Origin of the sequence: Pyrodictium occultum (assembly GCF_001462395.1) — an archaeon.
In the GTDB taxonomy this organism is placed as follows: domain Archaea; phylum Thermoproteota; class Thermoprotei_A; order Sulfolobales; family Pyrodictiaceae; genus Pyrodictium; species Pyrodictium occultum.
Map to the genome: position 1 here is coordinate 147,419 of NZ_LNTB01000001.1, position 21,992 is coordinate 169,410.

At 65.3% G+C, this 21,992-nt stretch carries 27 protein-coding genes and 1 pseudogene; 19 read left to right on the top strand and 9 right to left on the bottom strand.

Annotated features, from left to right (window positions below; translation table 11 throughout):
* Window positions 1-15: 15 nt before the first annotated feature.
* Window positions 16-1,182: a tRNA sulfurtransferase gene (locus tag CF15_RS00845; protein WP_058370108.1), complete on the top strand. Its 1,167-nt coding sequence runs from the start codon at window positions 16-18 to the stop codon at window positions 1,180-1,182.
* Here the strand turns inward: CF15_RS00845 and CF15_RS08710 are convergent.
* On the bottom strand, window positions 1,151-1,783 hold the full coding sequence (locus CF15_RS08710; RefSeq protein WP_168371189.1) for a helix-turn-helix domain-containing protein: 633 nt from the start codon (window positions 1,781-1,783) through the stop codon (window positions 1,151-1,153). The genes CF15_RS00845 and CF15_RS08710 overlap by 32 nt on opposite strands.
* Before the next feature lie 477 nt (window positions 1,784-2,260).
* Here CF15_RS08710 and psmA point away from each other — a divergent pair, with 477 nt between their 5' ends.
* The 13 genes from psmA (at window position 2,261) to CF15_RS00915 (ending at window position 9,749) form a co-directional block, all read left to right on the top strand.
* Window positions 2,261-2,992, top strand: a complete 732-nt coding sequence (gene psmA, locus CF15_RS00855; protein ID WP_058370110.1) for an archaeal proteasome endopeptidase complex subunit alpha — start codon at window positions 2,261-2,263, stop codon at window positions 2,990-2,992.
* Window positions 2,993-2,997: 5 nt separating this feature from the next.
* Window positions 2,998-3,714, top strand: a complete 717-nt coding sequence (locus CF15_RS00860; RefSeq protein ID WP_058370111.1) for a ribosome assembly factor SBDS — start codon at window positions 2,998-3,000, stop codon at window positions 3,712-3,714.
* A gap of 37 nt (window positions 3,715-3,751) precedes the next feature.
* Window positions 3,752-4,438, top strand: a complete 687-nt coding sequence (gene rrp4 / locus CF15_RS00865; RefSeq protein ID WP_236698070.1) for an exosome complex RNA-binding protein Rrp4 — start codon at window positions 3,752-3,754, stop codon at window positions 4,436-4,438.
* A 3-nt stretch (window positions 4,439-4,441) separates the two neighbouring features.
* Window positions 4,442-5,212: an exosome complex exonuclease Rrp41 gene (gene rrp41, locus CF15_RS00870; RefSeq protein ID WP_058370113.1), complete on the top strand. Its 771-nt coding sequence runs from the start codon at window positions 4,442-4,444 to the stop codon at window positions 5,210-5,212.
* A gap of 23 nt (window positions 5,213-5,235) precedes the next feature.
* On the top strand, window positions 5,236-6,183 hold the full coding sequence (gene rrp42 / locus CF15_RS00875; RefSeq protein ID WP_236698071.1) for an exosome complex protein Rrp42: 948 nt from the start codon (window positions 5,236-5,238) through the stop codon (window positions 6,181-6,183).
* 74 nt (window positions 6,184-6,257) lie between these two features.
* The gene (locus tag CF15_RS00880) at window positions 6,258-6,524 is read left to right on the top strand and encodes a 50S ribosomal protein L37ae (RefSeq protein WP_058371313.1); all 267 of its coding nucleotides are present in this window, start codon (window positions 6,258-6,260) and stop codon (window positions 6,522-6,524) included.
* Window positions 6,525-6,639: 115 nt separating this feature from the next.
* Entirely contained in the window at window positions 6,640-7,293 is a 654-nt protein-coding gene (locus CF15_RS00885; RefSeq protein WP_236698072.1) for a Brix domain-containing protein, read from the top strand.
* Complete coding sequence (locus CF15_RS00890; protein ID WP_058370115.1) at window positions 7,235-7,480, top strand: KEOPS complex subunit Pcc1; 246 nt, start codon at window positions 7,235-7,237, stop codon at window positions 7,478-7,480. The genes CF15_RS00885 and CF15_RS00890 overlap by 59 nt, the downstream gene beginning before the upstream one ends.
* A 2-nt stretch (window positions 7,481-7,482) precedes the next feature.
* Window positions 7,483-7,860 (top strand): prefoldin subunit beta, encoded by a 378-nt coding sequence (locus tag CF15_RS00895; protein WP_058370116.1) that lies wholly within the window; start codon window positions 7,483-7,485, stop codon window positions 7,858-7,860.
* 135 nt (window positions 7,861-7,995) lie between these two features.
* A complete protein-coding gene (locus CF15_RS00900; RefSeq protein WP_058370117.1) occupies window positions 7,996-8,337 on the top strand; it encodes a hypothetical protein in 342 nt (113 codons plus the stop codon).
* Window positions 8,252-9,319 carry a DHH family phosphoesterase gene (locus tag CF15_RS00905; protein WP_058370118.1) on the top strand — a complete coding sequence of 356 codons (1,068 nt, stop codon included), beginning with the start codon at window positions 8,252-8,254 and terminating at the stop codon, window positions 9,317-9,319. Before CF15_RS00900 ends, CF15_RS00905 begins: the two co-directional genes overlap by 86 nt.
* Before the next feature lie 15 nt (window positions 9,320-9,334).
* On the top strand, window positions 9,335-9,562 hold the full coding sequence (locus tag CF15_RS00910) for a hypothetical protein (protein ID WP_058370119.1): 228 nt from the start codon (window positions 9,335-9,337) through the stop codon (window positions 9,560-9,562).
* Complete coding sequence (locus tag CF15_RS00915; RefSeq protein WP_058370120.1) at window positions 9,540-9,749, top strand: hypothetical protein; 210 nt, start codon at window positions 9,540-9,542, stop codon at window positions 9,747-9,749. Before CF15_RS00910 ends, CF15_RS00915 begins: the two co-directional genes overlap by 23 nt.
* Here the strand turns inward: CF15_RS00915 and CF15_RS00920 are convergent.
* A complete protein-coding gene (locus CF15_RS00920) occupies window positions 9,746-9,919 on the bottom strand; it encodes a 50S ribosomal protein L40e (RefSeq protein ID WP_058370121.1) in 174 nt (57 codons plus the stop codon). The genes CF15_RS00915 and CF15_RS00920 overlap by 4 nt on opposite strands.
* Before the next feature lie 24 nt (window positions 9,920-9,943).
* Window positions 9,944-11,056 carry a hypothetical protein gene (locus CF15_RS00925; protein WP_058370122.1) on the bottom strand — a complete coding sequence of 371 codons (1,113 nt, stop codon included), beginning with the start codon at window positions 11,054-11,056 and terminating at the stop codon, window positions 9,944-9,946.
* 107 nt (window positions 11,057-11,163) lie between these two features.
* On the opposite strand from CF15_RS00925, the gene CF15_RS00930 reads away from it, so the two are divergent.
* Window positions 11,164-12,384, top strand: coding sequence for a DNA double-strand break repair nuclease NurA (locus CF15_RS00930; RefSeq protein WP_058370123.1), 1,221 nt, complete (start codon window positions 11,164-11,166; stop codon window positions 12,382-12,384).
* Here CF15_RS00930 and CF15_RS00935 read toward each other — a convergent pair.
* Entirely contained in the window at window positions 12,381-13,943 is a 1,563-nt protein-coding gene (locus CF15_RS00935) for an ATP-binding protein (RefSeq protein WP_058370124.1), read from the bottom strand. The two genes, CF15_RS00930 and CF15_RS00935, sit on opposite strands and share 4 nt — an antisense overlap.
* A 125-nt stretch (window positions 13,944-14,068) precedes the next feature.
* Between CF15_RS00935 and CF15_RS08715 the strand changes: the two genes are divergently transcribed.
* Window positions 14,069-14,209 (top strand): hypothetical protein, encoded by a 141-nt coding sequence (locus CF15_RS08715; RefSeq protein WP_168371190.1) that lies wholly within the window; start codon window positions 14,069-14,071, stop codon window positions 14,207-14,209.
* On the opposite strand, the gene CF15_RS00940 is transcribed toward CF15_RS08715, so the two are convergent.
* Window positions 14,206-15,405: a class I SAM-dependent rRNA methyltransferase gene (locus CF15_RS00940; protein WP_236698074.1), complete on the bottom strand. Its 1,200-nt coding sequence runs from the start codon at window positions 15,403-15,405 to the stop codon at window positions 14,206-14,208. The genes CF15_RS08715 and CF15_RS00940 overlap by 4 nt on opposite strands.
* A 29-nt stretch (window positions 15,406-15,434) precedes the next feature.
* Window positions 15,435-15,899: a small multi-drug export protein gene (locus CF15_RS00945; protein WP_058370125.1), complete on the bottom strand. Its 465-nt coding sequence runs from the start codon at window positions 15,897-15,899 to the stop codon at window positions 15,435-15,437.
* Between the two features lie 96 nt (window positions 15,900-15,995).
* Here CF15_RS00945 and CF15_RS00950 point away from each other — a divergent pair, with 96 nt between their 5' ends.
* Window positions 15,996-16,958: a DNA glycosylase family protein gene (locus CF15_RS00950; RefSeq protein ID WP_236698075.1), complete on the top strand. Its 963-nt coding sequence runs from the start codon at window positions 15,996-15,998 to the stop codon at window positions 16,956-16,958.
* Here CF15_RS00950 and CF15_RS00955 read toward each other — a convergent pair.
* Both CF15_RS00955 and CF15_RS08720 read right to left on the bottom strand, forming a co-directional pair.
* Window positions 16,941-17,609 carry a TIGR00266 family protein gene (locus tag CF15_RS00955; RefSeq protein WP_058370126.1) on the bottom strand — a complete coding sequence of 223 codons (669 nt, stop codon included), beginning with the start codon at window positions 17,607-17,609 and terminating at the stop codon, window positions 16,941-16,943. The two genes, CF15_RS00950 and CF15_RS00955, sit on opposite strands and share 18 nt — an antisense overlap.
* Window positions 17,610-17,666: 57 nt before the next feature.
* Window positions 17,667-17,807: a hypothetical protein gene (locus tag CF15_RS08720; RefSeq protein WP_168371191.1), complete on the bottom strand. Its 141-nt coding sequence runs from the start codon at window positions 17,805-17,807 to the stop codon at window positions 17,667-17,669.
* A 65-nt stretch (window positions 17,808-17,872) separates the two neighbouring features.
* Here CF15_RS08720 and CF15_RS00960 point away from each other — a divergent pair, with 65 nt between their 5' ends.
* Window positions 17,873-18,175 (top strand): hypothetical protein, encoded by a 303-nt coding sequence (locus CF15_RS00960; RefSeq protein WP_058370127.1) that lies wholly within the window; start codon window positions 17,873-17,875, stop codon window positions 18,173-18,175.
* Here CF15_RS00960 and CF15_RS00965 read toward each other — a convergent pair.
* On the bottom strand, window positions 18,172-20,850 hold the full coding sequence (locus CF15_RS00965; protein ID WP_058370128.1) for a cation-translocating P-type ATPase: 2,679 nt from the start codon (window positions 20,848-20,850) through the stop codon (window positions 18,172-18,174). The two genes, CF15_RS00960 and CF15_RS00965, sit on opposite strands and share 4 nt — an antisense overlap.
* Window positions 20,851-21,092: 242 nt before the next feature.
* Between CF15_RS00965 and CF15_RS09330 the strand changes: the two are divergent.
* Window positions 21,093-21,950 (top strand): annotated as a pseudogene (locus tag CF15_RS09330) (cation efflux transmembrane domain-containing protein); the annotation flags it as partial.
* Between the last annotated feature and the right edge of the window lie 42 nt (window positions 21,951-21,992).

Consider the following 21,992-nt stretch of genomic DNA (forward strand, 5'->3'; position numbering starts at 1 on the left):
CTCCGGGACCGCGCCATGGAGGATAGGGTTGTTCTCGCCAGCGTCTCAGGCGAGATAGTCCTCAAGTCCGAGAGGACTAGGCCTAGGTTCGAGCAGAGGCTCATAAGGAACATACTGGATGCCTTCTCCAGGAGCGGCGTCGGCTGTAGGAGGGTGTGGATACACGCCGCCCGCCTCTACGTCTCCGGCTGCAGCGACGGAGAGTTAGAGAAGGCTGTGGATACGCTTACCAGGGTCTTCGGGGTCCATTGGGCTACGGTGGCTCACGTGGTAGAGTATAAGGTGCTCGAGGACTTGGCTGAGCGTGTCAGGGAGATAGCCGGGGACTGGGTGCGCGGGAAGAAGTTCGCCGTCCGCGCCAGGAGGAGCGGGGCTGAGGGCTTCACAAGCCTCGAGGCTGCCAGGGTGATAGGCGCCGCCCTCTACCCGCTCTCCGCCGGCGTAGACCTGGAGAACCCCGAAGTGGAGGTCCATGTAGAGATCCGGGGCAGGAGAGCCTACGTCTACCGGGAGACGCGGAGGGGCCCCGGAGGCCTCCCCGTGGGTGTTGAGGGGAGGGTACTCGCCCTCTTCTCCGGCGGCCTCGACTCCCCCGTGGCGGCCTGGATGGCCGCTAAGAGGGGCGCGGAGGTGGACCTGCTCCACTATGTGCTCGCCAGCCCCGCCTCGCTCGGCGACGCGCTCCGTGTGGGCTACCGGCTCGCCGGCTCCTGGCTCTACGGCTACCGGCCAAGGCTCTACGCCATCGACTTCCGCCCCGTCACCAGGGCTATAGCGGGCCTCGTCGAGCGTAGCTACGCCCAGCTCGTCCTCAGGCTAGCCATGTACGTGGCCGCGGAGAAGATGGCCCTGGAGCTGGGGTACGACGCCCTCTACACGGGGGAGAGCGTGGGCCAGGTCTCGAGCCAGACGCTGAAGAACCTCAGCGCCCTCGCCCGCGCCAGGCCCCTACGGGTCCCGCTTATCCGGCCCCTCGCCGGCCTGGACAAGGAGGAGATAGTGGATCTTACGAGGCGGATAGGGGTCTATGAGGAAGCGTCCAGGACGAGGGAGTACTGCCGCCTAGCCAGCGGCCCGGCCACCACCCGGGGCAGCCCCAGGAAGCTCGCAGAGGAGTACGCCAAGGTTGAGAGCGTGGTGGAGCAGAGCACTAGGCAATATATTGAGATTCCCCTCGTCTAGCCCTGCGCCTGCACTCGTAGAACCTGGCCATGGGGTCCGAGAGGAGCGTCTCCGGCTCCGCGGCCAGCTCCAGCAGCTTGGCTGCAGGCCTGTAGGCCACGCCCTCAATAATCCTCGGCGCCCCATAGTCGGAGGCGAGCACGGGCACCAGGAGCCTCGGTTCGACCCCGATTCCGGGGAGATCCTGGCAGCCCTCCTCTGCCTCCCGGCGCAGCAGCCTCGCGAGCCTCCTCGCCCAGGCCACCAGCCTCTCCGGCGGCTCTCTACCCTCCACGGGGAGGATGACGTAGACTATACCGTCCCTCCTAGAGGCTATAACCACGTGGAACGGGCCAAGCACAGCCCGTCTCACCGAGGCAATGATACTCCTCCTGGAGGCCAGTGCCTCCAGGACCCTGCGCAGCTCCCTACCCGTCTCAGCCTCCTCCCAGCCGCCACCCGTGTAGCAGACACGGCTCCCCGACACCACTACTAGCCTCCTCTCCTCAAGCTCCGTCAGCGCCTCCTCAACCTCGCTCGGGGCCAGCCTCGTCTCCGCCGCCAGCTCCGCCAGCGTAGCGCAGCCTCTCCTAGAGGCCAGCCTCCTCAGCGCACGCAGCACCCGCCCGCGGCGCCGGAGCCCCTGCCAGCCATACCCCCTGGCCCCCGCGCAGCCCATGCTCAGCAATGGGGCCTCAAGGTCATCGCAGCGCTCTTCACGAAGGACGCGGTCATCACCGCCCCCGGAGGGCCTGCGCGCGGCTGGAGGCCTAGGCCGAGCGTGAGGAGCTGCATGGTATGGGTGTTCCGGCGCGCAGAGCCCCCTCACCCCAGAGGCCCCAGAGGGCCTGCGGGGCAGTCAGGGGCCCGGCGGCACCCGAGAGGCCCGGGAGTATGATAACGTGCCCCTCTGGGTATAAACAGCGCCGCGCGGGGCCTCTGGGGCGAGAAGACTCCGCATCAGCCAGCGCCTCTAGGCTGCTCGGTTTTCGGACTCGTCTTCACCGGCCCAAGCGTATCTCGGCCAGCTATTTCGTGCCAGATAAGGCTTTTTATGTGTAGACATGCTGCCCCAAGGGCCTGGAGGGTCGATGCAGGTATGTCCTTCCCTGCGCCGCCAGCGATGATGGGATACGACCGTTCCACGTCAATGTTCTCGCCTGACGGCCGCCTCTTCCAGGTAGAATATGCTATGGAGGCTGCCAAGCGCGGCTGGACGATGGTGGGCGTGAGGACCGCGGAGGGCGTGGTGATAGTTGCTGAGAAGAGGAAGACAAGCCCCCTCATAGATATAGGGCAGCTGGAGAAGGTGTACATGGTCGACGAGCACATAGGCGCAGGCTTCGTTGGCTTCGGGAGCGACGGGCGCGTGCTGATAGACTACGCCCGGCTGCTAGCCGTCCAGTACAAGTTCGTCTACGGTGAGCCCATACCCGTCGAGTACCTGACCCGTCAGGTGTGCGACCTGATGCAGGTCTACACCCAGCACGGCGGCGTGCGCCCCTTCGGAGTGACACTTATGATAGCCGGCGTGGACGAGGCCGGGCCCAAGCTCTACGTAGCCGAGCCGAGCGGCCAGTACATAAGCTACAAGGCCCACGGCCTGGGCCAGGGCGGTAGCCAGGCAGTGGAGGTGCTCCAGAAGGAGTACCGCGACGATATGAGCCTGGAGGAGGCGATACTGCTCGGCATGAAGGCGGTCACAACCGTGATGGAGGGCAAGCCGTCCACCGAGACCCTGGAGGTCGGCGTAGTAGAGGCCAAGACGCGGAAATTCAGAAAACTGTCTAAAGAGGAGCTCCAGAAGTTCCTAGAAAAACTCGGTGCCTAGCCGCTATGACGCGCCGGGGCAGCAAGGGCGAGCACGAACCAGTCGTCGCGAGGCTTGAAGTCGGCGGCAAGCGTTTTGAGGTCCTCGTAAACCCTGAGCTAGCCTTCGAGTATAAGCAGGGTAGGCAGGTAAACCTTGAGGAGCTCGTTATAAGCGACGCCGTCTACACCGATCTCCGCCGCGGCCTCCGAGCCTCCCCCGATCTTCTCCGCAAGGTTTTCGGGACAGACGATGTCGTGAAGATAGCTGCGGAGATAGTTAAGCGGGGCGAGCTGCAGCTCACGGCGGAGCAGCGCAGGAGGCTCATAGAGGCTAAGCGCCGCCAGATCATAAACTACATCGCGCGCAACGCCATTGACCCGCAGACGAAGCTCCCCATACCCCCTGCTAGGATAGAAGCCGCTATGGAGCAGGCGAGGGTCGGCGTAGACCCGTTTAAGAGCGTCGAGGAGCAGGCTCAGCAGATAGTGCGCGCCATAAGCCGGATAATCCCGATCAAGATAGCCAAGGCGCTGCTGCGCATCGTAGTGCCTCCAGAGTACTCGGGCCGTGTGGCCGGCTCTCTCTCCAAGCTTGGAGAGGTAAAACATATGGACTGGCGCAGTGACGGCAGCCTCGTGGCCGAGCTGGAGATCCCGGCTGGGCTGCAGCAGGAGGTTATGGACAAGCTAAACAAGCTCACCCGTGGTAACGTTGATGTCAAGGTAGTGAGCGTGGTGTAGCGTGGCGCGCATATATGTTCAACCCAAGTCGATAGTTTTGCCCGGTGACGTACTGGCTGAGGGAAATGATGTGATAGTAGACTCCATATATATTGAGCGCGAGGGCAACACCTACTACGCCACAATAGCCGGCTTGGTGTCTGTGCAGCAGCTCGAGGACGGGAAGTACAAGATAGGGATAATCCCGCTAGAGGGCGCCTATATACCGAGGCCCGGCGACATAGTCATAGGTCTGGTCAAGGATATTGGGCTGACCCACTGGGAGGTCGACATAGCATCCCCCTACAAGGGCATCTTGACGGTGCAGGAGGTTCTAGATAGGCCTTTTAACCCTGCCGTGGACAGCCTGGAGAGGTACCTCGATGTCGGCGACTATATAGTGGCTAAGGTTGTGGCCTTTGACCGTGCCAGGGACCCGCTCCTAACCATTAAGGGGAAGGGCTTGGGCCGCGTGGTGGAGGGCTCCATTGTTGAGATTAAGCCCAGCAGGATTCCCCGCGTTATCGGCAGGAAGGGCTCAATGGTAAACATGCTTATGAGGGAGTCTGGCTGCGAGATAGTCGTTGGCCAGAATGGCCGTATACTTGTTAACTGCCCTAACAAGGACCTGGAGGAGATAGTTATTCTCTCTATAAAGAAGATTGAGGCGGAGGCCCATACAAGCGGGCTGACCGAGAGGGTCCGGGAGTTTATACGCAGTGAAAGAGCCCGTAGGGGTGTATAGGCCATGGCTGGTGGTGGAGGCGAGAGACCCGTCCTCATACGCTGGGAGGAGCGGGATGGGCAGCGGGTGCCCGTCCGGCATGACGGCAGGCTGGCCGAGCAGCTGAGGTCGATAAGGATGGAGGTCGGCGTGCTAGGCAATGCTGACGGCTCCGCCCTGGTGGAGTATGGCGGCACACGCGTGCTCGCAGCGGTCTACGGGCCGAGGGAGGCGCATCCGCGCCACATGGCGCTTCCCGACAGGGCTATTATCCGCTGCAGGTACCATATGGCGCCGTTCTCTACCGAGGAGCGTAAGATACCTGCGCCGACCCGCAGGGAGGTAGAGCTCTCCAAGGTTATACGCGAAGCGCTCGAGGCCGTAGTCATTACGGAGCTGTTCCCGCGCACAGCTATAGACGTCTACATGGAGGTTCTCCAGTCCGACGGGGGCACGAGGACGGCTGCGATAACGGCTGCCAGCCTCGCTCTCGCCGACGCGGGTATAGCTATGCGTGATCTCGTAGCCGGTGTCGCCGTGGGTAAGGTTGACGGGGTGCTGGTGCTGGATATAGACGAGATAGAGGACAACTACGCCGAGGCAGACATGCCTGTGGCCATGGCACCCAACCTGGATAAGGTCCTGCTCCTCCAGCTCAATGGCGTCCTCACTCATGAGGAGTTTGTGAAGGCAATGGAGCTTGCCCGTAAGGGCATCCATGCAATATACAAGCTTCAGAAGGAGGCTCTCCGTAGGAAGTATGCCGAGGCGGTCCAGGAGGGCGGTGGGCAGTGAGCGTGACCCCATCTGCGCAGCCGGTGGTGCCTAAGCTAAAGCGCTACACTATGGAGACGCTTCTCTCCCGCGGCGTCCGGCTCGACGGCCGTAAGCTGGACGAGGTAAGGAAGATAGAGATAGTGCCCGGCTACGTGGAGCGTGCAGAGGGCTCGGCGCTGGTGAAGCTTGGGCAGACAGTGGTGCTTGCCGGTGTTAAGACCGATATAGTGGCGCCGTTCCCCGATACGCCTAATGAGGGCGTGCTGGTGGTCCATGCAGAGTTCGTGCCGCTGGCGTCTCCGACCTTCGAGCCGGGGCCGCCGGATGAGAATGCGATAGAGCTGGCTCGTGTTGTGGACCGGAGCCTCCGCGAGATAAAGGCGGTGGCTCTCGACAAGCTCGTGTTGGAGCCCGGCAAGCATGTCTGGAGGCTCTACGTAGACATATACGTGCTGAACCACGACGGTAACCTGTTCGACGCATCAATGCTGGCCGCTATGGCCGCGCTTCTCTCCGCTAGGCTCCCGGCGGCGGTGAAGACCGAAGATGGATACCGTGTGGACCGCAGCAGGTTCACTGGCCTGGTCCCCATAAACCATAGGGTGGTCACGGTAACCATTGCCAAGATCGCCGGGAAGCTGCTGGTTGACCCAACCTATGAGGAGGAGCAGGTGGCTGATACAAGGCTCGTGGTGGCGGTGAGCGAGGACGGCAGGATAGCCGGCATGCAGAAGACGGGCATGGGAGACCTGTCATACCGTGAGGTGCTCACGGCCACCTCTATAGCTCTCAACAAGGCCCCCGTCTACCAGAAGGCCCTGGAGGATATGGTGCTCCCCTACCGCTCCAAGCTAGAGAGGGAGCTAGGCGAGCAGGGCGGCGGGGAAGCCAGGCCGCAGCCGGCAGTGCACAGGGAGCATGAGGAGCCTGTTGAGGTCCAGGAGGTTGCTGAGGAGAGCGGGGAGGGCGGTGAAGAGTACGAGGAGTGAGTAGGGGCGGCCTAGGCGCTCCTCTATAGTCTTATAACCCTGGGCTTGCCAGCGGCATGGTGGGTGGCTGGGCAGTGGCTAGGCGGACGCGTGCTGTAGGCATCGCGGGGAGGTTCGGCCCGCGCTACGGCTCCACGCTGAGGAAGCGCTGGAAGGACGTCATGGAGCGCCGCTATGCAGACCACGTGTGCCCCTTCTGCGGCACCCGGGGGCACGTTAAGAGGATAAGCGTGGGCGTGTGGACCTGCACCAAGTGCGGCGCCGTCTGGGCGGGCGGCGCTTACGTGCCCAGGACGGGGCTGAGCAAGACCTTCCCCAAGGTGATTATACGCGAGGACTAGCCGCCCCGTGGCACCCGGCCTCCCGGGGCTTTAGCGGGGCCTCCGCTCCTGGGCAGCGGCTCTACAGGGTTCATCCGCCCCTCCAGCACGGGTGGCATCTCCTAAGGGGAGCGTCGTGGCGCGCACCGGTACCCCTCCCGGCGGCAGGAGCCTCATACTCGTGACAACATCCCACCGGCCTACCCAGCGTGTGAGGAGCTTCGTGAAGGACCTGGTGTCGGTGCTGCCAGGGGCTGAGAGGCTCACCAGGGGGAAGGCCACGCTCCGCGACCTCTACTACGAGGCCGCTGCGAGAGGCGCTAAGAGGGTCATAGTGGTCTCCGTCTGGAAGGGCAACCCGGGCACTGTTAACGTCTACCAGCCCCTAGAGCCCCCGGAGATGGAGCTGCGGCTCATGGCGCGGATCCTGCTCCGCGGCGTGCGCCTCTCCCGGGAGACCCCAGGAGCTCAAAGGGCCTACGGGGCCCGTAGCCTCGGGGTCCACGTAGCCCCCTCCGCCGGCCAGGCCCTCCACAGCCTGGCGGACCTGCTCTCCAGGGCATTCCTGGCCCGCGTAGCGCTAGACTACGAGGAGGCGCTTGCCAGGTTCGACGTGGTAGCCGTTGTCAGGGAGGGTAGCCGCAGCCTGGCGGAGGTGGAGTTCCGCTGCAGCACGGGCCGTGCCTGCGGCCCCCTACTCCGCATAGCGGGGGTCGTGGACTATGACACGGGTGTCAGGCTGCATAAGGCTGAGGGGGCTCTCGGAGAAGCTGGCCAAAGCCCTGGCTAGGTCGCTGGAGACGGAGGCCCGCAACCCCCCGGACCCTGGCCGGGGCAGGGTGGTGGTGCGGGCGGGGCCCAGCGTGCTCGAGATATGCCTGGAGGCGCGCGACCTATCCTCCGCTAGGACGCTAGTAAACGCTTATCTTAGCCTCGCCGCCGCAGCTCTTGAAGCGGTTGAAGCGGTAGGTGGATAGCTGTGGCCCAGCGGCTGCCACCGGAGATCGAGAACAAGCTCGCCCGGCTACAGAGCCTCCAGGCCCAGTACACTAGGATAGCCCAGGAGCGCGTCGCGGTGGAGAGCGAGATAGCTGAGACCCAGAAGGTGCTCAAGCTCCTCGAGGAAGCGGGCGAGGGCGCCCCTGTCTACCGCATGAAGGCCGGTATACTCGTGCGCGTGGACAGAGAGAAGCTCATCCAGGAGCTGAAGGATAGGCTCGAGATACTGGAGCTGAGGCTCCAGAAGCTAAAGAAGCAGGAGGGCGAGCTTAAGAAGCAGCTGGACAAGCTCGCTGGGGAGATAAAACAGATGCAGGCCCACCTAACCCTAGGCAAGCAGGGCGGCGCCGGCGGCTAGCCCCTCCACAGCCCCGGGTTTTTAAGCACCGCAGAGCCCGTCCCCGCCCGCGCCTCCCCCGGGGTGGAGCCGTGGAGGCATGCCGGCAGGCCCCTCAGCGGTGAACACGCACCGGTCCAGGGGATATCGGCCGTCATGGCCCGTGTGGTCAGCGTAGGGCTCGAGAAGAAGCCGCTGAGCCCCGAGGAGCTCGAGAGGCTCCTCTCCGGCGTGGAGAGGGTCATAGCTGAGGCTCTTGAGCGGAGGCTGCGCCGCCGGCTAGACGAGATGGACGTCATAGTTGAGGGCGAGCTCAGCCCTAACGGGAGGAGCTTAAAGGTCTACATCGATGTACGTGTCACGGGTAGGCTGATAGCCCCCTTATCCTATGACGAGGTGGTGGCTGAGGCTATTGACGAGGCGGGGCGATGGCTCTACGAGCAGCTACGCTCTAGAGCAGCTGAAGGAGAAGACGAGGAAGATGCTGGAGCTGGCTAGCTCCGCCGGCACACCTATAGTGGTTACAGCCCACCGTAACGCTGACCCCGACGCCTTCGCCTCAGCCTATGTAGTGCGCGAGATCCTCCGCCGCCACGGCTACGACGCCCGGCTAGTGCTCCCCGAGGGGCTTAGCCAGGCTAGCAAGCGGGTGGTCCAGGCCATACTAGGCAAGGAGCCCGGCGACGTGGAGGACGAAGCGCCTGACGAGTCGGCGATGGCCGTAGTGGTTGATACAGCCTCGCCGGAGCAGCTGGGGGACCTGGCCAACTTTGCTCTCAACGTGATGCTGGTGGTTATAGACCATCATTCCTCCAACAAGCTTGTCGAGCGCGCAGCCCTGGCCATACACGACCCCTCGGCCCGCGCAACCTCCGAGCTAGTATACCTCATGGCCGTCCACGTGCTCGGCGTGGAGCTGGGCAGGGAGCACCTGGAGCTGCTCCTCTCCGGGATAGTCTACGATACCAGGCACTTCATACTCTCGAGTGCCCGCACGCTCAGGGTGTCGGCGGAGATGCTCGAGGCAGGAGCCAGCCTCGAGAGGGTGCTACAGGCCCTACAGTCGCCCCCCATGGAGCTGCCGGAGAGGATAGCCAGGATAAAGGGGGCCAAGAGGATGCATGCAGTCAGGGCGGGCGACTACATAGTGGCCTTCACCCATGTCGGCGCCTACGAGTCTAGCGTCGCACGCGCTATTCTCGACCTCGGGGCTGACATGGTGATAATCGTGTCCGAGAGGGGCTCGGAGACCAGGGTAGTGGGTAGGGCCAAGCGAGGCGTGGTGGAGAAGCTCGGCATACAGCTGGGCCGCGACATAATGGAGCCCCTGGGGAGGAGCCTGGGCGGCGGGGGAGGCGGCCACGCCCAGGCAGCGGGCGCCTCGGTGCGGGCCAGCCTAGAGCGCACCCTCAGCGAGGCAGTGAGACTGGTGGAGAATATACTGAGGAGCCGCGGGCTACAGCCCGAGCCCATAACCTAGCCCGGGGTTGTGAGCATGGTACGCAGCATGTCGGACCTAGAGGTCTACGTTAGAGCCTTGGGCCTTTCCTATAGCAGGGTTGAGGGCAGCCTGGTCCTGGAGTATACTGCGAGGGAGGGCGAAAGGATAGGGGTGGTGGTGAGCTATGAGGGGGATACCGGCGTAGTCCGGGTCGCGGCCCCGCTAGACGTGGAGCCCACCAGGGAGGGGGCTCCGGGTGTTGCTCGAGGAGAACTTCACTAGCACCACGTACAAGTATGCGCTGGACTACGAGGGCTTCATAACGGTAGTCTATGATCTCCCCGGGGACTATGTTGATAACGCGCGGAAGCTGAGGGAGGCAATACTCTATGTAGTCGAGGGCGCGAGGAGGGTGCTCGAGAGAACCAGGGAGGAGCCAGGCGGCGAGGGGGAGAAACCAGGCGGCTAGCCCTTCTTTATGCCCGCAAGCAGCCTCTTGGGCCTCAGGTTCTTGCTCTTGCAGCGCCTGCACTTCTTAGCGCCAGGTGGGTTGAGGGCGCCGCACTTCCTGCACACTAGTTTGTTGAGCACACGCTGGTAGACTATCTTCGCGACCTCAGGGTCCCGCGGGTTGGCCATCGCTATCGCTCCCCGGGCCTCCCCTCACCACCCCCCCTTTAATAAGGCTGAGGCTAGTAGCCTCAGCTCCCCAGCCCTCCCGGCCAGCAGGACCGCCAGCGCAAGGGCTAGCTGGAAGGCCGTGACCGCCAGCAGCGTGTAGCCCCAGACCCCCAGGCCCCTCTGGGAGGCGGCGAGGAGCACTGCCCCTGCGAGGCTATAGCCCGAGATGACGGCGGCGGTGCCCATAGCGTCTCCGAGGAGGCTTGCAGCCAGCTTGTAGAGGCTGGTGTCCAGGAACGGGTAGAGCGGGATGAGCCAGACGGCCACGAAGCCGAGCCCGTGGAGGCTGTGGAGGAGGAGCGTGTAGACGGTGTAGGCGGCCAGGCTCGCGGCCAGCACCAGCCCGCTCCCAGCCCGATCGATGACCCTGCCTGCCAGGGGACGCGCGGCGGCAGCCATAAGCCCTGTAGCCGCGTTGGCCGCGGCGTAGCCCAGGTTGCCGGCCTCCACACTCAGCTTAGCCATGTATACCGAGCCTATTACCTCTGTCCCGGTGAACACGAGGCTGGAGAGCAGCATCATGGCTGCCAGCGTTGAGCGCGAGGCATCCTCCCCGCTTCTGCGGGCAGGCCGGGTGCCCCCCGAGAGCAGGGCAAGGACCAGGTAGACGAGCACAACGGCCGCTCCCCCGGCCGCGACCACCCGGCCGGGGCCCAGAACCCTGGCCGCCAGGGGGGCGACCGAGCCCCCAAGGCTCCAGCCCAGCGTGCCACCCGCCAGTACAACCCCTAGCCGGGAGCCGCTCCCGCGGGTAATGGTTAGGGAGTAGCCCAGCACCTGGGGGCCGGCCATGGACCAGAAGAGGCTAGCCAGTAGGGCGCTGGCCCAGAGCAGCAGGGGCCTATGGATGAAGACCCCCGCGGATGCCAGGAAGAGGCCCTCTAGGAGCCCCAGGGCGAGGGCGGTACGGTAGCCCCTCCTCTCCGCAACCGCTCCGCCGAGCAGCCCCACGGCAGTGGGAAGCGTCTCGGCGGCCGCAAGCCTCACTAGGAACCCGGGCTCCCCGCTGTACAGCTCCCTCGTAAGGGCGTAGTAGGCCGCCCAGCTCGCTATGTGCACCAGCTGGAGCACTGCTATGAGCAGCGTGCGCCTCAACCCGGCCCCATGCCCTCGTCTGCCCCTCGGGCCGCGCCAGGGCCCCCGGCGGGTATTCAAGGTAGTACGTGGGGTGTGAGTCCTAGTAGAGGGGACGAGTGGGAGCAATGGCTTGGCCCGGCGGAGCACCGGGGCCCCTGCCGGGCGGCCCGGCGCCGGAGGAGGATGAGGAAGAGATAGAGCTTACACCAGCGGTGCAGATGCTGCTGGAGACCAGCCGCTACATAGCGGAGAAGATAGCCAGCAAGATACTGGGCTTCAGGGAGGAGTACACGAGCGACGAGGGGCTCTCGCGGCAGCTCGGCTCGCTGCCCCGCGGCCGGCTAGGCGAGGCCCAGCCGGAGCCGGGCGTCGCTATAGACTCAACATTCCCCATTGACGGCGGCGTGGAACTCGTCGGCGGCCGCCTCATAGCCGTGGTAGCCGGCTACGTGAGCTTCGGCGGCCTCGCGGCGAGGGGCGTGAGGCGCCACGACGTATACGCCCAGGCCCGGTTTGTCGACACCGAGGATACTCAGCGCATCCTGCCACTCTACGCCAAGCTAGTCGAGAAGGCGGTTGCCCACCGTGTGCTCGGCTACGTGGAGGACGGCTCTATGAACGCCCGCGTCATACTCTTCGACGGCGAGCTGGTGCCCTACCCCCTCCTCTTCAAGAGCCAGAAGACCGTGGCCAGGAGCAGGCTGCTAGTCAGGCTAGACGAGCAGGTCGCGAGGCTCCTGGAGAGAGCTAGGAGCCTCCGGCTGACCCTGGTGGGAGTGGTTAAGCGGAGCTACTCCCGGCTCCTGGGCGCCCGGCTCGGCCGCCGCCTCAGCATAAACGACAAGGCGCTGATGAGCCTCCTCCTGAGCCGCGGCGAGTACCTAGTGGCAGGCCAGTTCCAGGAGATCCTCCCCCGGTACGCCGAGATAGTGGCTGCCGAGAAGGGCCTAGACCCGGGGAAATACCGGAGTATAGTCGAGGAGAGGCTGGGCCTGCGCAGCGAGTACGGGAGAGTAACGGTGGCCTTCTACAAGCCCTCCCTGCCCCGCCCGGGGCTCCAGGCGGTCCGCGTCGAGGTGCTAGACTACGGCGGCCTGGGGCTCAAGAAGCTGCTCTCGATGCTCAACACGCTGACAAACCCTGCCACGGGGCTCCCCTACCCGATAGACCTGGTGGACGAGTACACGAGGCTCGAGTCGAGGATGCTCGAGCTGCTCAGGAGGAGGATAATAAGCCACCTGGCGGAGATGCTGGAGGAGGTGGGCGGCACCAGGGCCCTGGTACTCCTAAGCCACACGAACCCGGAGAAAAGATACGTCTACGAGCCCCGGCGACGCCGGGGCTAGTCCTCCCCGCCCACGCTGTCGATGTGGAGCAGTAGGGGCCTCCTCAGCGGGTTCATAAGCCCGGCCACGTAGAACTCGCGGCGCCCCAGCATCGCCAGGCTCGCCTCGGTGACCCTGCCCAGGTCTAGGTAGCCCGCCAGCTCCTGCAGGTCGCCCGTCGACTGGAGCTTCGAGAAGAACACTGTGCCCAGGTTGCTTCGAACCCCGGGCCTTATGTCCCTCGCCACGCGCTGGCTAGCCACTATGACGAAGTAGCGCCACTTCCTCCCCTCCCTGGCTATAGTCTCCAGGGAGCGGCCTGCCTCGCCGCAGTACTCGCAGGCATAGTTCTGCGCCTCGTCCACGACGAGGCCCAGGTTTACCTCCTTCCTCTCCCCGGCTATCTTCTCCCACGCCGCCTCGGCTATTGAGGCTACGATCCCCCTCTTAACCTCTATGTCCTGCTCGTCGCTCATATCCACTATGACTAGGCGGTCCCGGAGAGCCATGTCGACTATATCGGAGGGCTCCCGGAGCCGGCTCCGCAGGCCTTCGAACAGCCTCTCCGGCACGGTGAGGCGGACCAGGAGCCGGAGCTTCACTGCGCTCGAGGCGCGCATGTTGAGGTGGTGCACCACGTTGTTCAGCAACTCTAGGAATTCTTCCCTGGCGCTCTTCCGCTCATCCTCGTCCGCCCTGGGGCCTCTGGTGTAGCGTGCCAGGCCCTTCCTCCCCTGGCCCAGGATCTCGCTGCACTCCTCGCTCTGGTACCGCTCGCCTCCCCCGTTCTCACTATAGACCTTCATAGCGTAGCATAGTGACGCTATCTCCACCGCGTCACGCTGCTGGTGCTGGACCCCCGTGAGCCTTGCTATTATTGATGCAAATATCTGGGGCTCTATCCTTATCTCGGAGGACTTCACCACCGTGGCGCCTAGCTCGCCGGCGTAGGGCGTGTAGTCGACCCCGCTGTGGTCGAACACTATCAGTCTGTAGCCCTTCCCAACAATCTCTCTTATTAGGCGGAGGATCAGCCTGCTCTTCCCGGTACCGGTCGCCCCGAAGACGCCTACATGGTAGTTGAGCCACGCGCTGTCCAGGGGGATACGCCACCTGCTGTAGCGGTGCACCCCGACGGTTATGGGGTCCGAGACTGTGAGGTAGCTTGTCAAGGGCTCGGCATCGGTCAGCTTGAACACCTTGCTGCCCGGGGTAGGCGCGTACACGTTGTTCACAGCCCTGTGGCTCCCGTTGCAGACGGGGCCTCCATCGCATATGCCTGCGTATATCTCCACATAGGCGTTGGAGAACGGCATCACCGTCTCCGTGTCAAGGGCGTCCGGGTGCTCCACGTACATGTTGTGGACGCTGCGGCGCAGGAAGGGCTCGTACCTGGTTATCCAGCGCACAACGCCGAGCATGTAGTAGCCCTCGAGCCGGGGGTCGGCTAGGAGCACCAAGTCCTCCTCGAGCACCCTCAGCTCGCGGTCGCGGCGCAGGACTATGGGCGCTATGGAGGCGCTGGCGCCACTGAGGACTATGCCCACCTCCTCCGCTACCCGTGGAAGGGGTATAGGCACGACTCTTCTGCCCCACGGGCTTCTCCGTCGGGGAATACTAGATAGGGTGTAGCCCTTCGTGCCCGTGGGCTGCGCGGCGTAAAACTCTTCTAGCCCTATAGGGTGGGATACCTGTGGGACCAGCCGTGCCCCCGGCAGCCCTGGTGGCGGCGCTGGCCGCGCTAGCCCTCTTCTCGGCGGCCGCCCTCGTGGAGGATGAGCAGCCGGCCCCGGGCCTCTACACGCCCAGTGAGAGCCACTACCTCTATATGGACGAGCTGGCCTAGCCCAGGAGCACGAAGAGGGTTTTCAGGTACTCCAGGTGCGGCGAGGAGGGCCGCACCGGGTGGTCGGGCGGCATACCCCTGACGCCGCCTAGAGGCCGGTACCCAGCGCCGGCCCTCGCCAGGGCCCTCGCAGCCACCGCCATGAACTCGCCGCGGCCTAGGTGGGTGCTGCAGCTGCTCAGCACGAGCAGCGAGCCCTCGGCCGCGAGCCTGGCCGAGAGGCTGTAGAGCCTCTCATACGCCCTCACTCCCTGGCGCTTCGCCCCGGGGTGGGGTATGAAGGCCGGCGGGTCCACGGAGATAGAGTCGTACCTCTGGCCCTCCGCGGCCGCCCTGCGAAGGAAGCTCCACGCGTTATCCCACACCACCTCAGCCCGGTCGGCCACCCGGTTCAGCTCCAGGTTCTCCCGGAGCAGCCTCAGCGCCCTCTCATCCTCCTCCACGAAAACAGCTCTCTCGGCCCCGTTCACCAGGGCCTGGATGCCGAAGCCCCCGGTGTAGCTGAAGAGGTCAAGCACCCTCCCCTCCGCGAGCCTACCGAAGTCCAGCCTGTTGAGCCTCTGGTCGAGGAAGAACCCGGTCTTCTGCCCGATCCTGGCGTCGACTATGAAGCGGGCCTCCCCCTCGCGTATAACCGCTCTCGTCTTCTCGCCCAGCCGGAGCCCCTCCCTCGGCGGCAGGCCTATGTCCCGCCTCGTCCTCTGCGCGCTCTTCTCATAGACGTGCCGGGCGCCAGCCACCTCGGCCACGGCCCTGGCCACTAGGGGCCCGTGGATGTCCCAGACTATGCTGCTTGACTGATATACCGCGAGGTCACCATACACGTCGACTATCAGCCCGGGCATCATGTCGCCGTCGCTGTGCACCAGCCGGTACCCGGCCTCCGGGTCCCCGGCGAGCCCCAGCCTCCTCCTCGCCCGGTAGGCCCGCTCCACCAGGGAGTATACTGCCTCCTCGCTGCCCCCGTAGCTGCAGCCCCCGGTCTCGATTAGCCGGAGCGCTACAGGGCCCGCGGTGTCGTAGAAGCCGCAGCCCAGCACATCGCCTCCAGGGCCCTCTACGACCACGAGGCTGCCTGGGGCGAGGCCCCGGGGCGCCTCCACCCACTTCCGGTAGACCATCAGCGCCCCGCTCTCGCGCACCGCCCTGGCTCCCTCGCCCCTGACCCTCACGGCCGAGAGCGGCTCCCCCGCCAAGGCCTCCGTGCCCCCGGCCTCCTGGCTGCTCACCCGGCTAGGTGGCCTGCCCCTAGCGCGGGGAGGGCGACCAGCAGCAGTGCCGCCATGCCCCCGGCGGCCAGCGCTACGCCGGCCTTCGCCCTGGGCACGCCTAGGAGCGCGGCAACCACGGCGCCGGTGTAGATGCCGGTTACGGGGAGCGGTATGGCTACGAAGACGGCTAGGCCTGGGACACCGTACCTCGATACCAGCCTCCGTGCCTTCTCCCTGGCCCTCTCGATCCTCGCGGTCACCCTCGACGCGATGCCTAGGCGCCCGCCCCACCTAACGAGCAGTAGCCAGGCCCTCTCGGCCACCAGGGGGAGCGCCAAGGCCAGTGCCAACGTCTCGGCGGCCGCCACAGCTAGGGCGGGGAGAAGGCCGAGCCTCACGGCTAGGAGGGGGAAGGCGTAGCGTGGCTCTAATCCGGGTAGCAGCCCAGCCAGGGCCAGCATGAGCGCCGTCCTATCCAAAGAGCCCTACTCCCCGCCGCCCCGGGGGGTCCCTGGATGTTTTTATGCAAGCCAGCTGCCACCGGTATTCGTTAACGTGTGGGGAGCAGCTCGGGGTTGGAGAGCGCGTCGCTGGTCCTGGAGAAGGCTTATACCCTGGAGCTTAAGAGGCCCGAGGGCTACAGCCTGCGCGACACCGGCAGGGTCTACAGCTTCGGCTGGATGTTCGACGGCGAGCTGGTGAAGGTGGAGCTGTGCACCGGCTCGGTGGCGGTTATGAGGGAGGAGGGGGACCGCATACTCCTGGAGGTCTACGCGGAGAGGGGCGAGAAGTGCTGGGAGGAGGAGATAAGCAGGATACAGTGGATCATGGGGATGGGCGAGGACCTTGGCGAGTACCAGCGGCTAGCCCGCGGGGACCCCCTGGCGGGCGGGGTCGTGGAAACCATGCCGGGCATGAGGATGAGAAGCACCAGCGTCTGGTACGCATCCCTCGTAGCGGTCTGCCAGCAGAACGCGGGGTTCAAGCAGGGCTGGGGTATGCTCTACAGGCTCCACCTCCTGGCCTCCAGGAGGCTCCGCACACCTCACGGCGTCTACCTCGAGACGCCTCGGCCCAGCAGCCTCAGCCTCGAGGTGCTCCATGAGGCCAGGCTGGGCTACCGGGCTCACACGGTGCACCGGCTAGCCCAGAGCAGGGCCCATGAGCTGGATTGCAGCAGCCTCGAGAGGCTCCGGGAGATACATGGGATAGGCCCCTACTCCTACGCGCTCGTCCGGCTGCTGGCGTGCAGGGACTACTCAGCCCTCCCCATGGACCGGTGGCTCCGGCGGCTGGCGGCAGAGGCCTACAAGGTGCCGGAGCAGGTCGCGGCGGATGAGATCTCAAGACGCTTCGGCAGGTGGAGGGGGCTGGCAGCGCTCCACGCCACCATAGGCTTCGACGCCGAGCCCCTGCGGAGGGCTCTCGAGAGGCTCCGCCGGGGCGAGAACCGGCCGGGCCTGGTCGAGCCCTCGCCCATCTCCCTCTGGAAGTACATCCCGCCCATGGCCTCGGCCCCTCTACTTGGATCCAGGTAGCCTCCTAGCGATCTCCGCCACCAGCTGGGGCAGGGTGCGGGTCTGCAGGTAGAGAACCGCCGGCCCCTCAACCTCTATCACCAGTCCCTCCCCGCCGAAGAATAGGGTCTTCATGCCGCCCAGCTTCCTCACCCTGTACTCCGTGTCGGCGGGCATGGCTACGAAGTGGTAGTTGTCCACCGTAATCCTCTCGCCCGCCGGCACCTCCACCCTGTCTATAGCGCCGTAGCTGTTCACCCAGAGGGTGCCGGTGCCCCGGACGCTGAGCCAGAAGAGCTCGCCCTCCGCGACGAGGCCGCGGATGCCCCGGAACCTGGCCGAGACCTTCAGGTCCCCGTGGTGGGCTAGGTAGCTGGTATCCTGCACCACCCACTCGTCGCCGCGCAGCTCCAGCGCCTCTATGTCGCCGGGCAGGTTCGGGACCAGCCAGATCTCCGCGGGGGACTCGGCGCGGAACCGGTTGAGGAAGAAGCTCTCCCCGCCCACGAGCCTGCGGAGGAGCGCGCTGCCCAGGCCGCCGCTCTCGGTGCCCACCTCGACGCTGCCCCGGATAAGCATCATTGCGCCGGGCTGGCTCCAGAGCTCCTCCCCGGGGTCGAGGCGGACCTTGAGGACTGTGTAGGCGGGGCTATACTCCTTAGACCACTCCACGAAGCCCCGGGGGCCTGGTGCCGTGCTCCTCCTAATATCTCTTCCGGGCGATCGCATCTAACCAGCCTGGAGGCTGCAGCCCCCCTTGCCCGGGGGCAACGTGGAGCTGGGCATACCCCTGCTAGGCGAGAGGCTCCCGAGCCTCGACACCCGCATGGTCGCGGCGGCTCTCCAGAGGCTGGTCGACTCCGGCTCCATGAGAGGCCGGGGCCTCGTGGTGCTGGACAGCCTGAACCCCCTTCCTCCTCTACTACGAGCCGACAGTGGTCTACGACTTCGTGAACATGCTCCGTGTCTCCCTGGCTAAGCGCCGCAGAGTGCCCGTGGTTGCGACGCTCCATACGCCGACCCAGCTCCACGCCGATATAGCGGCGGTGCTGGAGCACATGGTCGACGTGTTCATAGTCGTGGGCTACCACAGCGAGGCACTCAAGGCCGGGGTGGCGGTCGGGGAGATACTGGTAGAGAAGGCGAAGGGCGTGCCTATATCCCAGGGCTGGACCTACTTCGTCATAGCGGACCAGGGCTTGCTGGAGGCGCGGGTGAGGATGGAGAAGGGCGGCTAGACGTGGAGCCCCAGCCTCTTCCTGGACTCCTCGTACCCCAGCACTACCAGGTGGGCTAGCAGGTAGATCGCAGCCACATCCCCGAGGCCGAGGCCCGCGGCGTGGAAGAGCCCTGCCAGCGCGGTCACAGCCAGCGCGGCGAGCACGGCCCCGGCCAGGTAGCCTAGGAGCCACTGCTTGTTGGAGGCCAGCATGCCCAGCGATATGGGGGTGTTGAGCCTCCGGAGCGCGAGGCTCTGGGCGAGCTCGGCGTACATGAGGCCCAGGAAGGCGGCGGCCCTGCCATAGCCGGGGCCCCGTGGCGCGTAGAGATGGTAGAGCCCCAGCGTCAGCAGCGTCTCCACGGTGGCTAGCAGGGCCAGGTAGGTGAACTGGGGTTTCCCGAGTATCGGCTGCCCCCGGCGCCGGGGCGGCCGCTTCATAGCGTCTGGCTCGGCCCGCTCGAAGGCCAGGCCCGCGGCGGGGAACCCATCTGTCACCACGTTGAGCCAGAGCAGCATGGCGGCGTTGAATATCACGCCTATCCCCCTCACAGCAGCGTAGAAGACTGTGGCAACCTCCGCCAGGTTGGCTGAGAGCAGGTAGAGCACTGTACGCTTCACGTTGTCGAAGCTCCTCCTCCCCTCCTCCACAGCCGCAACTATGGTTGCGAAGTTGTCGTCGAGGAGTATAATGTCGGCCGCCTCCTTTGCCACCTCGGTACCCCTCTTCCCCATCGCGACCCCTATATCCGCGAGCTTCAGCGCGGGCGCGTCGTTCACACCGTCCCCGGTCACAGCCACTATGTGGCCCCTCTCCTTGTAGGCCTTCACTATCCTCGCCTTGTGCTCCGGCGTGACACGCGCGAAGATGGCCACCTCCTCTGCAATATCCCTCAGCTCCTCATCGCTCATTCTCTCCAGCTCCTGGCCAGTGACAACCCTGCCCCTGGGGAGCCCTATCATCTCAGCCACAGCCCTCGCCGTCGAGGGGTGGTCGCCGGTAACCATCACCACCCGGATCCCGGCCTCCAGGGCCCTCCGGACGGCCTCCGGCACCTCGGGCCTAGGCGGGTCTATGACTGCTACAAAGCCCAGCAGGGTGAGCCTCGACTCCACCTCGTCCTCGCCCGCCTCCAGGTCTTCCGCGCCGCCCCTCCGGTAGGCTAGCGCGAGCAGCCTGAACCCCCTTGCCGCCACCTCCTCTACGCGGCGGAGCAGCTCCCTCCTCTCCTCCACGCCCAGGGGCTTCACCGAGCCCCCGCGGGTCATGTAGCTCGACGACCTCTCGATTATAACCTCGGGCGCGCCCTTGGAGAGAACCAGTATGCCCTCCTGCCCCTCTACCACCACTGTCATCCGCTTCCTCTCGCTGCTGAAGCCTATCTCGCGGAGCCTCCTATACCTTCTCCGGGCGTCGCCCGGGTCCAGGCCAAGCTTGTGCGCCAGCACGAGCAGCGCTGCCTCGAGAGGATCTCCGTGGACCCTCCCGTCCTCTATGGCCGCGTTGTTGTTGAGAGCTGCCACCAGCGCCGCCAGCCTTAGTAGGGGGCTGTCCTCCACTGTGACCCTCCTATCGCCCTCGTAGACGCCGCCCTCCAGGCTGTAGCCCTCCCCTGTCACCGTGTAGACTCCGCCGTCGGGGGTGTGTAGCTGCCTCACCGTCATCTCGTTCATAGTCAGCGTGCCCGTCTTATCCGTGGCCACCACGCTGGCGGACCCCAGCGCCTCCACCGCTGCGAGGCGCCTCACCAGAGCGTTCCTCCGCGCCATGTTCCAGGCTGCGATGGAGAACGCTATGACCACTATGGCGGGGAGCCCCTCGGGCACGGCGGCAACGGCTAGGGCTATGCTGGTAAGGAGCAGGTTGACGAGGCTCGCCTCGCGGAGGAGGTAGCCCACAGTGAAGGCGGCCGCCGCTATGGCGGTGACCATCACTGCTATCCTCTTCGCTAGCCTGTCGAGCTCCAGCTGGAACGGGGTCCTCTCCTCCCCTGCCTCGGCCACCATCCGGGCTATGCGGCCCATGTAGGTGTTCCGCCCGGTGGCCGTGACTACGGCCCTCCCGGCCCCCCTCACGATGAAGGTGCCGGCGTAGAGCATGTTGACGCGCTCGGGCTCTATTGTGTCACCCGGCAGGGTCACGTCAGCCCTCTTGGCGACCGGTACGCTCTCCCCGGTGAGCATTGACTCGTCCACGTAGAGGCTCTTAGCCTCCAGCAGCCTGGCGTCGGCGGGCACCCTGTCACCCTCCATCACAACTATTATGTCGCCGGGCACCACCTCTGATGCGTCCACAGCCACAACTCTCCCGTCGCGGAGCACCCTAGCCCGGGGCGAGGCCAGCCTACGCAGCGCCTCGAGGATCCTCTCCGCCCGGTACTCCTGCACCGCGCCCATCACTGCCATGAACACTACTATGGCTAGTATGAGCAGCGCGTCGACGGTCTCGCCAACGTAGAAGCTGAACGCGGTGGCTACAAGCAACATGACCACGAACATGTTCTTAAACTGCTCCAGGAATGTCTCGAGAAACCCCCTCTTCTTGCCGGCTTCGATCACGTTGGGGCCGCAGCGCTCCAGCCTCTCCCGAGCCTCCTCGCTGCTTAGGCCCCGGGAGGGGTCCACGCCGAGCCTCCTGGCAGCCTCCTCTGGTGGCAGCGTGTGGGGGTTCTCGAGGATGCACGGCGCCTCCATGAAGCCTCCCTGCTCCCCTTCCTAGGGCCTGGGCTCTCGGGGCTCTGCCGGGATAAATCAACGCAGCCCCTCGGGGCCTGTAGGGGTGCAGGCCGGGCAGGTGCTAGGGCAAGGCTAAAGAGGGAGCCTCTCTCGACCCGCGTCGTCACTGAGCGTCCACCGGTTCTGCAGCTCCAGGGGGCGCCTCCGGGGCCCTGCATGGCTCCTCGCCTTCCCGCGGCCATAGGGGAGGGGTGGTGGGGATGGCGAGGAGGATTGCTGTCAGGAAGATACTGACTGCTACCGCCGCGCTGCGCTCAGCCTATACCGTGTCCCTGGCCTCGCTGCTGCTCTCGGCCGCAGGGCTGGCCCTCTACACTTGGAGGCCCTCCGGCGTAGTGCTTATGGAGTCCTTTGTATGGCTCGTGGAGGCTATGAGCTTCGGCGGGCTCGCCCTGGCCTTCAAGGTCGCGGCTTCAAGGACTATCGTCTACCGTGCCCGCTACGAGATACTCCGGATAGAGTCGCTGGCCGTCCTCCTGGCAGCCCTGGCGTCCCTAGCGGTCTCGCTCGCGGCAGCCACCCGCAACTTATTCCACGATAGCTCGGGGCCCACGCCGCTGCTCCTGGCGGCCTACCCGCTGGCGAGCGGCGCTGCCAGCTACCTCCTCGAGAGGCTCTCGCTGCGCAGCCTAGACCGCGCCGGCATAGACATGGTGGCCGTGAGGATGATAGCCAAGAAGCTCGGTCTCGACACCGTGTTCGAGGTCTCCGGCGGCCTGGCGGTGGTCGCCTCGAACATGATTGGCACAGTCCTGCCCGAGAAGGCCGCTGTGGCCGCTATGAGCGTCTACGTCGCCTACAGCCTCCTGGGCGCCGCCAGGGAGGCAGCAATGCACCTGGTGGGCGTGGTGCCTAGGAGCGAGTACCTCTCCACATTCTCGAAGGTTGAGGCGGTGCTCCGCCGCTACTCGAGGCACCAGCGTATAAGGAGGCTCCGCGTCGAGAGCTACGGCACCTTCCGCGAGGTGGAGCTCTGGCTGGAAGCGCCCCCAGACATGACGCTCGGCGAGGCCCACCGGGAGGCTATGAGAATAGCCAGGCTCCTTGTCCACGAGATACCGGAGATCCTCAGGGCCCTGGTGGTCCTGGTCCCCGAGAGG

Bases quoted from the DNA above. Each gene is read 5' to 3' on its own strand.
- CF15_RS00845 (WP_058370108.1), top strand. From the start codon at position 16: ATGGAGGATAGGGTTGTTCTCGCCAGCGTCTCAGGCGAGATAGTCCTC.
- psmA (WP_058370110.1), top strand. From the start codon at position 2,261: ATGTCCTTCCCTGCGCCGCCAGCGATGATGGGATACGACCGTTCCACG.
- CF15_RS00860 (WP_058370111.1), top strand. From the start codon at position 2,998: ATGACGCGCCGGGGCAGCAAGGGCGAGCACGAACCAGTCGTCGCGAGG.
- rrp41 (WP_058370113.1), top strand. From the start codon at position 4,442: ATGGCTGGTGGTGGAGGCGAGAGACCCGTCCTCATACGCTGGGAGGAG.
- CF15_RS00900 (WP_058370117.1), top strand. From the start codon at position 7,996: ATGGCCCGTGTGGTCAGCGTAGGGCTCGAGAAGAAGCCGCTGAGCCCC.
- CF15_RS00910 (WP_058370119.1), top strand. From the start codon at position 9,335: ATGGTACGCAGCATGTCGGACCTAGAGGTCTACGTTAGAGCCTTGGGC.
- CF15_RS00920 (WP_058370121.1), bottom strand. From the start codon at position 9,919: ATGGCCAACCCGCGGGACCCTGAGGTCGCGAAGATAGTCTACCAGCGT.
- CF15_RS00930 (WP_058370123.1), top strand. From the start codon at position 11,164: ATGGCTTGGCCCGGCGGAGCACCGGGGCCCCTGCCGGGCGGCCCGGCG.
- CF15_RS08720 (WP_168371191.1), bottom strand. From the start codon at position 17,807: ATGGAGCCGGAGTCGACCAGCCTCTGGAGAGCCGCCGCGACCATGCGG.
- CF15_RS00965 (WP_058370128.1), bottom strand. From the start codon at position 20,850: ATGGAGGCGCCGTGCATCCTCGAGAACCCCCACACGCTGCCACCAGAG.